The organism is Actinomyces sp. oral taxon 849 str. F0330, from assembly GCF_000239715.1.
Taxonomy (GTDB): Bacteria; Actinomycetota; Actinomycetes; order Actinomycetales; family Actinomycetaceae; genus Actinomyces; species Actinomyces johnsonii.
This window is the reverse complement of sequence record NZ_JH470365.1, coordinates 14,731-23,699: the sequence shown is the minus strand read 5'-3', so window position 1 is coordinate 23,699 and position 8,969 is coordinate 14,731. Positions and strand designations below refer to the sequence as shown.

The following is an 8,969-nucleotide window of genomic DNA, read 5'->3' as shown; positions in this document are numbered from 1 at the left end:
CTCTGGCGGCCTCCTTGGCGGCCCGTCGGGCGGCGCGCTTGGGGTTGGGGCGAGGAGCCGCCGACGATCCCGCCGATCCGGACGTCGGTATCGGAGGAGAGGCGGCGGCCCGGTCGATGAGGGCCCCGCCGTGAGCCAGAAGGAAATCGTAGAGCTCGACGTCGCTGGGCTCGGCGCCGAAGACGTGTCGCGCCGCCCGCACCGTGATGGCACGACCGATCGTGTCGCCACCACGGCGGAGTTCATGGTGCTCGAGGACGCCGATCCAGAAGCGGCCGTCGAAGAAGACGGTGAGCTGGGCTGAGATGCTGGCGGGGATGTCGGGCCGACTGTCAGGCATGTGGACTCCTTCGGGTGCGAGTGATCGCACCCGGTGCAGCAGGAGTCCCCGCGGCGGCCGATGAACGGCGGCCCCGAGGTGACGAACGCCTGGTTATCGCTCGCCCACGACGAGGTTGGGGCGGGTCCGGGGCTTGCAGCCCCGACGGCGTCATCCGGACTTCCTCCGGACCGTGCAGTTCGCGCTACCGGGTGTGGCGCAAGTGCGCCGCCCCCAGACTATCGCAGCCATCGCCGGGCCGAGCCGCCGAAGGGCACGTAACGACGCCCTCGTGCCTGCATCTGAGGCACGGACGTCTCCTTGGGGCGAGCGTTTCGACTACCCCAGGGTAGCGGCCGGAGCCCCGTGGCAGCGGTCGCGGCCGACGGCTGGACCTGAGAAGCGCTCACCCCGGGCCGTTCAGGCGTAGCTGGCAGTGATCCGGCGCGAGGCGCCGTCAAGAGTCATGGTTCCGCCGTGCGGCACGATCCACTGGGGGCGGGTGTGTCCGAAGGGGACCCCTACACAGATGACCGCCTCAGGGTTGTAGCGCCCGACGGTCTCGACGACGGCATCGCGCTGCTCTGCTCGGAAGCGGGCCCTGGCCGGGGCGTCCCGGCGGTCCTCCAGCGAGGAGGCGGGTGGGCGAGCCACGAGGACCGCGTCGACGGCGGCCAATAGTCCACGCTCTCCCATGGCGCGCAGGACCCACCCCACCTCAGAAGCTGACGGGAGTGTCTCGGAGGTCTCGATGAGCATGATGGCGCCGTCCAGAACGTGGGGGTCGGCCGGGAACCGGCCTGCGGTCAGTACCCACTGGAGCACCTCGAGGCAGCCACCCCAGGTGGGGCCGGTCACCGAGAGGGGCGGCCCCGCCCAGGTCCAGGGCTCGGTGGCCTCGCGCTCGCCGAACTCGGTGAGGGCGCGGGGGTCGAGCCAGTCATGACCCAGGTCCTCGGACTCCCCCGGCTCGGTGATCTCCAGCTCGGCCCCGGTCAGCAGCGCCGCCCGCAGCGAGTCGAGGTGGATCGGGTCGACGTGTGGCCCCGGGCCGACGTGGATCTGGGTGGAGCCGCCGTAGAAGCTGGCGATGCCCAGCGACCACAGCCACTGGTGGAGGTTCGTGTTGTCGCTGTACCCGAGGAAGGGCTTGGGGTCGGACAGCGCCGCGGCGCCGTCGAGGTGCGGTATGACCGCGATCTGGTCATCGCCGCCCACGGTCGCCAAGACCGCGCGGATGCTTGGGTCGGCGAAGGCGGCATTGAGGTCGCGGGCGCGTTCCTCGGGCGAGGCGCCGAGCTGCCTCGTGGTCGGGTACTCCACGGGGACCAGGCCGGTGAGAGCGGCAAGCCTAGCCATGGCCTGCTCGTGAACCGCCGGGGCGAAGCCGGGAGCCGCCAGGGAGGGAGACAGGATCGCGACGCGATCACCGGGACGAGCCTTGGGCGGAAGCAGCTTCATCGCGCCATTACAGCAGCCGTGCGGGAGAGCCGGCAAGCATCCGGCGGGCGAGTGCGCCGCCCTCAGACTATCGCAGCTATCGCAGACCTGGCCTCCACGGCAAGCGCGCGTCCGTACCGTAGGCCTCCAGGGCGCACCTTGTTGGTGCGTCTGCGGCGCCTGCGGTACGGACGCGCGAAGAGCGGACGGGGGACGTCGGTTCAGACGACGCCGAGGATCTCCGTGACGAAGACGAGGGTGTCGCCGCCCCGGATACCGGCCTGCGGGACGCCGCGGTCGCCGTAGCCGAGCTCGGAGGGGATGGACAGCAGGAGGCGTGAGCCGACGCGCTGCCCCACGAGGGCGTCGTCCCAGCCGCGGATGACCATGCCGACGCCGACCTGGAAGTTCAGCGGCTGGCCGCGATCATAGGAGTTGTCGAAGACCTCACCGCCCCAGATCTGCCCCAGGTAGTTGGCCACGATCGTGTCACCGGCCTCGACCACCTGGCCGTCTCCGGCGTCGAGCACCTGGACCTGCAGCCCCTCGGGGGCGTCGGGACCGGGGAAGGCGAGCACGGGCTTGGTGCCCTTGGCACCTTCTACGGAGGGCATGTTGATGTTGATCATGCGGCGAGCCTACGTGAACGCGTCCGTCCGGCACCGCAGCGGGCCTCGGCCCAGCGCGAACCGGGCGCACACATCCATGCAGCCCCGTGGCGGGCCAGGACGTTTCGGGACGGGCACCGCTACGGGCGTCGGGGCGGCAGGGCGGGCACGCGCCGGGGCCGGGACGCGTGTGACGCGTCCCGGCCCCGGCGAGATGACAGTGCGAACCCGGATCGGTCTGAACCGGCCCGACCTCGCGGCTCGAGTCAGTCGCGCATGTATTTCAGCAGGCGGAGGAACTCCACGTAGAGCCACACGATGGTGAGGACCAGACCGAAGGCTCCGGCCCAGGCGTAGCGCTGGGGCAGCCCGTTGCGAACCCCGTTCTCGATGGATTCGAAGTCCACGGCCAGGAAAAAGGACGCCATGATGACGGCGAGGATGCCCAGAATGACTCCCAGCGGGATCCCCATGATGGTCAAGGATCGCAGCCCCCACGCCCCGGTGGTCGCGCCGGTCATCATCAGGCCGAGGTTGATCAGGCAGAAGAGCCCGTAGCCCAGGGCGGCCACGCCCAGGACCCGGCGGAACCGGCCCTGAACCCGGAAGCCGCCGTAGGAGTAGGCGGCGAGCATGACGGCGAAGGTCACCACCGTCGCCAACACGGCCTGGACCACGATGCCCTCGTAGCGGGCCTCCATGAATCCGGAAAAGCCGCCGAGCAGGAGGCCCTCGAAGACCGCGTAGGCGATGATGAGGGCCGGGGAGGGCACCCGCTTGATGGCGTTGACCACCCCCAGGACCAGGCTTCCGACCACACCCGCGACCATCGCCATGCCGCCCAGTGCGGCTGTCGCCTGATCGGCGCTGGTCATCAGGGTCCAGGAGATGGCGCCCACGGCCAGAATGACAGCGAAGATGCCGGCGGTGCGGATGATGACGTCGTCGTAGGTCATGCGGCGCATGTCCACGTTGGTGGCCGACGGCGCCTGGTACTGGGCCTCCAGGCCGGCCATCTGCTCGGGGCTCACCTGGCCGTAGCCGACGCTCTGGCCGTACTGGTTGGGCTGTTGGCCGTAACCAGTGGCCTGCTGCCCGTACTGACCGGCCTGATAACCGGGCATCGTGGGGTAGCCGTTGGGCGTCTGGGCCGGAGCCGCCCCCGCCACCCGGCCGCCCTCCTGGAATGCGGCGCTACGGCTGAAGAAGGGGTTGGACATGATCCTCTCATCCTCTCTGAGGGGTCTGGGGCGGCCGGTCCGGAGAGGCCGGTCGCGCGCAGCCCGGCCGGCCGAAGAGGGCCGCTGCCGGGGACTGCCCTCATTATGCGCATCACCACTGCGGTGAGGGAAACCCTTTTCCCTGACGACGTAGCGCCCTGGGGAGAGATACCCATGCGCATCAGGGGCGACGGCCGGTCCTTCCAGCGTCCCCGGTCCGGCTTCGACCGACCGGTTCTCATCCTCCAGGATGACCCTCCTCCCTCTGACGGCCTGGCCCGGCCCGGCTCCGGGTTCGTCACCCCGGCCGATTCACCGACGACGGCGCCTTCCTAGGCTGGAGCTATCAGGTTGGAACCGGGAGAAACCCCGGGGGCAACCAGCTCCAATCCCACAGCGGACGAGCCGTAGGCCGCCCGGGTCGCAGGACCCGGTGCCCACGTCGTCCCGCACGCGCACCACCAGCCTCCCCGGAGGCCCGTTTCCGAGAGGGAAGATCATGATCGAGGCAGTCAATCTCACCAAGCGCTACGGTCACAAGACCGCGGTGGACAACATCTCCTTCACCGTGGAGCCCGGCACGGTGACCGGTTTCCTGGGCCCCAACGGGGCGGGCAAGTCCACCACGATGCGCATGATCATGGGCCTGGACAAGCCCACCGGTGGCCAGGTCACCGTCAACGGGCGCCCCTACCGGGAGCTGTCAGCCCCCCTGTGCGAGGTTGGCGCCCTACTGGACGCCAAGGGCCTGCACGGCTCGCGCAGCGCCCGCAACCACCTGCGCCAGCTGGCCGCCTCCAATGGCATCCCCGCCAAGAGGGTCGACGAGGTCCTGGAGATCACCGGCCTGACCTCAGTGGCCAAGAAGCGCGTCAAGGGCTTCTCCCTGGGCATGGGCCAGCGTCTGGGCATCGCCGCCGCACTGCTGGGAGACCCTGGTGTGCTCCTGTTCGACGAGCCCGTCAACGGTCTGGACCCCGAGGGCGTCAAGTGGGTGCGCGAGACTTGCCGCCGCCTGGCCGGCGAGGGCCGCACCGTCTTCATCTCCTCTCACCTCATGAGTGAGATGGCCCAGACCGCCGACCAGCTCCTGGTCATCGGCCGCGGCCGCATCCTGTCATCCGGCCCCGTCGACGACGTCATCGCCTCGGCCACCACCGACCGCGTGCGCGTGGCCTCCCCCCAGGCCACCCAGCTCGCCGAGCTCATGGCCTCCCGCAAGCTGGCCGCCCGTCCCGTGGGCCCCAGCGTCCTGGAGACCACGGACACCACCGCCGCCACCATCGGCGAGCTCGCCGCGCAGGCCGGCATCGTCCTGCACGAGCTCACCACCATCCGCGCCAGCCTTGAAGAGGCCTACCTGACTCTGACCAGCGACTCCGTGGAGTACCGCACCGACCCCGCCCACCAGGACGCATTGCAGCACCACGGCCAGGCGGCGTAACAGGGGGCCTACCCCGGCACCCAGGTTCACGCTCCCGCCGACACGCCCCCAATCACCATTCGTCTCGCACAGAAAGTCCTGTCATGACTGCCAACGCTCCCGCCAGCCCCACCTTCCAGACACCGGCGAGCACCTCCGCCAACGCCGTCAACGCCGCCAGCAGCGTCATCCCCCGCCCCACCGGCCTGCGCATCCAGGGCCGTCAGACCATCCTGCGCTCCGCGCGCTCGGAGTGGATCAAGTTCTGGACCCTGCGCTCGACCTGGATCACCTCCTTCATCGCCATCGCCCTGACCGTCCTGTTCGGCGCCGGCTTGGCCGCCTCTCTCGGACAGTCCGAGGAGTACCAGGACAAGGCCATGAACCTGATCACCTCCGGTTTGACATTCGGGCAGATCGTGGTGGCGGTCCTGGGAGCCCTCATCATCACCGGCGAGTACTCTTCCGGACAGATCCGTTCCTCCCTGGCCGCCGTCCCCCGCCGCGGACGACTCCTGCTGTCCAAGGCCGTGGTCCTGAGCGTCTCCTCCTTCCTCCTGGGCTCGGTATCCATCTTCCTGTCCTGGGCGATCTCCAAGCCCTTCCTCGGCGAGCACGCCGGTTCGCTCACCGACTCGCACTATTTCGGCCACATCTGGGGCTCGGGTCTGGTCTTCGTCGGTATCGCCCTGATGACCCTGGGCCTCGGCTTCCTGCTGCGCTCCACCGCCGGCGCCATCACCGTGGTCGTCTCCCTCCTGTTCGTCATCACCATCCCCCTCCAGCTCGCAGCCAGCAAGTGGGAGTGGATCAACAAGGTCATCGGCTGCCTGCCCAGCACCGTCTCCGAGTCCGTCTCCGACCCGTTCCAGCGCACCACCGAATGGGGCGCGCAGGGCGTCCAGTTCCTCAGCCACGGCCAGGCCGTAGCGGTCTTCGCCGCCTGGGCGCTCGTCCCGCTCATCATCGCCTGGTTCGTCTTCTCACGGCGCGACGCCTGAGCCGGCGAATCAGCCTGCTATCGGAGGTCTTGACCCATGTCAGTCCCCACGCCTCCTCCCTCAGCCCCTTCACCCATCTCGCCTCGGGAGAATTGCGGTTCTCCCGAGGCGAGGGGGTCGCTCCGCTCGGCCCTGAGCAACCCGGCCCTCCTGCGGGCCATGGTCCGTTCCCTGCCGACGGCGACCCCCTCACCAGACCGCTCAACCCCCGCCCCAAACGACGGTCAGACGCCCATCCACCGGGCTCGGCTGCCTCAGCCGCTCAAATCGCCGTCGATCACGACCCCTTGGAATGACACACTGAGACCTATGTCCAGCCAGCTGCCCAGCCCCACCACCGGCCGTCCAGCCGCTGATGCACCCGCAGACGACGACCCGGATCTCCAGCTGGAGCCCGTCCCCAGAGGCCTACTGCGCACGATCAGGCAGTGGTACCACCGTCACCCGATCATTGCGGACACACTCATCGCGGGCGGGATCGTTCTGTTGAACCTGCTCATGATGGTCCTGTCCATCAAAGGGCCGGATGCCGATGCCAACATCACCCTGCACCTGCCGATAACGCTCTCCACACTGGGGGTTTGCGGAGTTCTACTCGCACTGCGACGACGCTATCCCATATGGGTATGGGCGGCCTTGCTAGTGGTCCTCGAGCTCTACGCCTTCATACAGGTTCACGTCTATCACCTCGACGCGCAGCAGAGCTCGGCCATGACATTCGGCCTCATATTCGTTCCCACACTGGCCATTCCGATCTGCCTGGGCACTATCGCCTCGCACCGCAGAGCGGCCATCGCCTGGACGGTGTGGGCCATCAACCTCATCGTCACCACCTGCGACGGCTTCCTCTTGGGCTCGCCCTACTCCTTGCTGCAGTTCGGGCGCGCCCTATTCATAGTGAGCCTCATCACGGCCATTGGTGTTCTCGTGGGCCTCAACACTCGCTCCGCTCGCCTTCGCCTCAAAGCCCTGGAGGCCCGCTCGGCCAGGATGGCCCTGGCCGGCGAGCAGGCCGCGCTGCTGGCGGCCGCCGAGGAGCGCAGTCGCATCGCCCGGGAGATGCACGACGTCGTCGCCCACTCCCTGGCCGTTATGATCACTATGGCCGACGGCGCCGCCGCCACCGTCGAGCGCAACCCGGCCACGGCCAAGCAGGCCATGGAGACCCTGGCCGAGGCCGGACGCAGTGCCCTGGCCGATACCCGCCGCCTGGTAGGAGTCCTACGAGAGGACCCGTCGGTCGCCGGCGCCCCCGCCACCAGCCCGACCGGCTCGTCGGGCCCCGCGGCGTCGGCGGGTTCGGGGCAGACCGCGCCATCTCCCGACTGCGTCCCGCAGACGCCGTCAGCACCTCCAGCTGCGGGTATCTCCCCGGAGGCATCCGCAGTCCCCGGGCGTCCTGCCCCCGCACGTCGCTCCCGCTGGAGCTTCGGGAGAAAGACAGCGGCTTCAAAGCTGTCGGCACCCTCGGCGGCCTCTGCGCCGTCGGCCCACAGCCACGAGGTCCGCGACGTGCCGGTACCCGAGTTCGCGCCACTGGGCACGGTGGCGCCGGTCGAGCCCAGCGCCCCCATCGCCAGCCTGCGCCGGCAGGCCACCGACAGCGGGACCGATCGGTCCCGGGGCGACCTGCCCCTGGCACCGGCCCCCGAGCAGGCCGACATCACCGAGCTGGTCAAGCGCTTCAAGGCGGCGGGCGTGCCCGTCAGCTACCGGTGGGTCGGCGCCGCCCTCCCGACGGACAAGGCTCTCCAGCTCACGGTGTTCCGCATCGCCCAGGAGGCACTGACCAACGTACTGCGCTACGCCCCGACGACACCGGCCGTCAGCGTCGACGTCGAGAGGCACATCGGCACCGTGGTCCTCACCGTGGACAACGACGCCGCACCCGGCACACGGCCGATGCACGGATCCGGCAAGGGCCTCATCGGCATGCGGGAGCGCGCATCGGTCTATGGTGGGACCGTACAGGCCGGCCCAACCACTACGGGCTGGCGAGTCCGCGCAGTCCTGCGCTGGGACGAGCATGACGAAGGGACTTCCTCATGGCAGATGCCCCTGTGAGTAACGGCGAGCCCGTCCAGCCCGGTGGGGCAGAGCGGCCCGGAGAGGTCAGCGGACCGATCAGCGTCGTGCTCGCCGACGACCAGGCCCTCATGCGGATGGGCTTCCGCATGGTGCTGGAGGCCGAGGACGACATCAACGTCGTCGGCGAGGCCTCCGACGGAACGGCCGCCCTGGCCCAGGCCAAGGCCCTGCACCCCGACGTCATCCTCATGGACGTGCGCATGCCGGGCATGAACGGCATCGAGGCCACCGAGCTCATCGCCCGGGAGTGCCCGGGAACGCGCGTGCTCATCCTGACCACCTTCGACCTGGACGAGTACGCCTTCGCCGGGCTGCGCGCCGGGGCCTCCGGGTTCCTACTCAAGGACACCCGCCCCACCGAGCTCGCCGAGGCGATCCGCACGGTGGCCTCCGGGGAGGCAGTCGTCTCGCCGCGCATCACCCAGCGGATGCTGGAGATGTTCGCCTCCTCGCTGCCGAACTCGGGCAAACCGGCCCAGCCCTCGGACCCGCGCATCGACTCGCTAACCCCACGCGAGAAGGAGATCCTGGTGCTCATGAGCCAGGGCATGTCGAATGCGGAGATCGCGGACCGCCTCGTCGTGTCGGCCACCACCGTCAAGACCCATGTGGGCAACGTGCTCGCCAAGCTCGACGTGCGCGACCGGGTCCAGGCCGTCGTCGTCGCCTACGAGACCGGCCTCATGGCCTGAGCCCGAGCACCATCGTTAGGGCAGCCGGCAACGGCGGGCGGCGCACGTACTCCCTCCAGACCCGTCCACGCCTTCGAGCACCAGTCCCGCCCGGCCCCGGATTGAGCGGCCCCGCATCAGCGGGGGGCGTGGAGGCGCTGCTGGGCGGCGTCGAAGCCGAGCGCGACGACCTGCTCGA

8 protein-coding genes are annotated in these 8,969 nt (G+C 69.5%); 4 read left to right on the top strand and 4 right to left on the bottom strand.

The annotated features are described in order from the left end of the window. The 4 genes from HMPREF0975_RS16930 to HMPREF0975_RS13920 form a co-directional block, all read right to left on the bottom strand. A partial coding sequence (locus tag HMPREF0975_RS16930; protein WP_009234857.1) for a YjdF family protein occupies positions 1-340 on the bottom strand: 340 nt, incomplete at its 3' end. Positions 341-739: 399 nt separating this feature from the next. Continuing rightward, entirely contained in the window at positions 740-1,780 is a 1,041-nt protein-coding gene (locus HMPREF0975_RS13930; protein WP_009234856.1) for a S66 family peptidase, read from the bottom strand. A 200-nt stretch (positions 1,781-1,980) separates the two neighbouring features. After that, on the bottom strand, positions 1,981-2,388 hold the full coding sequence (locus HMPREF0975_RS13925) for an FKBP-type peptidyl-prolyl cis-trans isomerase (RefSeq protein ID WP_009234855.1): 408 nt from the start codon (positions 2,386-2,388) through the stop codon (positions 1,981-1,983). 245 nt (positions 2,389-2,633) lie between these two features. Then, positions 2,634-3,587, bottom strand: a complete 954-nt coding sequence (locus HMPREF0975_RS13920) for a Bax inhibitor-1/YccA family protein (protein WP_009234854.1) — start codon at positions 3,585-3,587, stop codon at positions 2,634-2,636. Positions 3,588-4,086: 499 nt separating this feature from the next. Here HMPREF0975_RS13920 and HMPREF0975_RS13915 point away from each other — a divergent pair, with 499 nt between their 5' ends. From HMPREF0975_RS13915 to HMPREF0975_RS13900, 4 genes are all read left to right on the top strand, one after another. After that, the gene (locus HMPREF0975_RS13915; protein WP_009234852.1) at positions 4,087-5,031 is read left to right on the top strand and encodes an ABC transporter ATP-binding protein; all 945 of its coding nucleotides are present in this window, start codon (positions 4,087-4,089) and stop codon (positions 5,029-5,031) included. An 83-nt stretch (positions 5,032-5,114) separates the two neighbouring features. After that, positions 5,115-6,011, top strand: a complete 897-nt coding sequence (locus tag HMPREF0975_RS13910; protein ID WP_009234851.1) for an ABC transporter permease subunit — start codon at positions 5,115-5,117, stop codon at positions 6,009-6,011. A 309-nt stretch (positions 6,012-6,320) separates the two neighbouring features. Beyond that, a complete protein-coding gene (locus HMPREF0975_RS13905; protein WP_198009193.1) occupies positions 6,321-8,075 on the top strand; it encodes a sensor histidine kinase in 1,755 nt (584 codons plus the stop codon). Continuing rightward, entirely contained in the window at positions 8,057-8,791 is a 735-nt protein-coding gene (locus HMPREF0975_RS13900; protein WP_009234849.1) for a response regulator, read from the top strand. Before HMPREF0975_RS13905 ends, HMPREF0975_RS13900 begins: the two co-directional genes overlap by 19 nt. Positions 8,792-8,969: the final 178 nt, after the last annotated feature.

Bases quoted from the DNA above. Each gene is read 5' to 3' on its own strand.
- HMPREF0975_RS13930 (WP_009234856.1), bottom strand. From the start codon at position 1,780: ATGAAGCTGCTTCCGCCCAAGGCTCGTCCCGGTGATCGCGTCGCGATC.
- HMPREF0975_RS13925 (WP_009234855.1), bottom strand. From the start codon at position 2,388: ATGATCAACATCAACATGCCCTCCGTAGAAGGTGCCAAGGGCACCAAG.
- HMPREF0975_RS13920 (WP_009234854.1), bottom strand. From the start codon at position 3,587: ATGTCCAACCCCTTCTTCAGCCGTAGCGCCGCATTCCAGGAGGGCGGC.
- HMPREF0975_RS13915 (WP_009234852.1), top strand. From the start codon at position 4,087: ATGATCGAGGCAGTCAATCTCACCAAGCGCTACGGTCACAAGACCGCG.
- HMPREF0975_RS13910 (WP_009234851.1), top strand. From the start codon at position 5,115: ATGACTGCCAACGCTCCCGCCAGCCCCACCTTCCAGACACCGGCGAGC.
- HMPREF0975_RS13905 (WP_198009193.1), top strand. From the start codon at position 6,321: ATGTCCAGCCAGCTGCCCAGCCCCACCACCGGCCGTCCAGCCGCTGAT.
- HMPREF0975_RS13900 (WP_009234849.1), top strand. From the start codon at position 8,057: ATGGCAGATGCCCCTGTGAGTAACGGCGAGCCCGTCCAGCCCGGTGGG.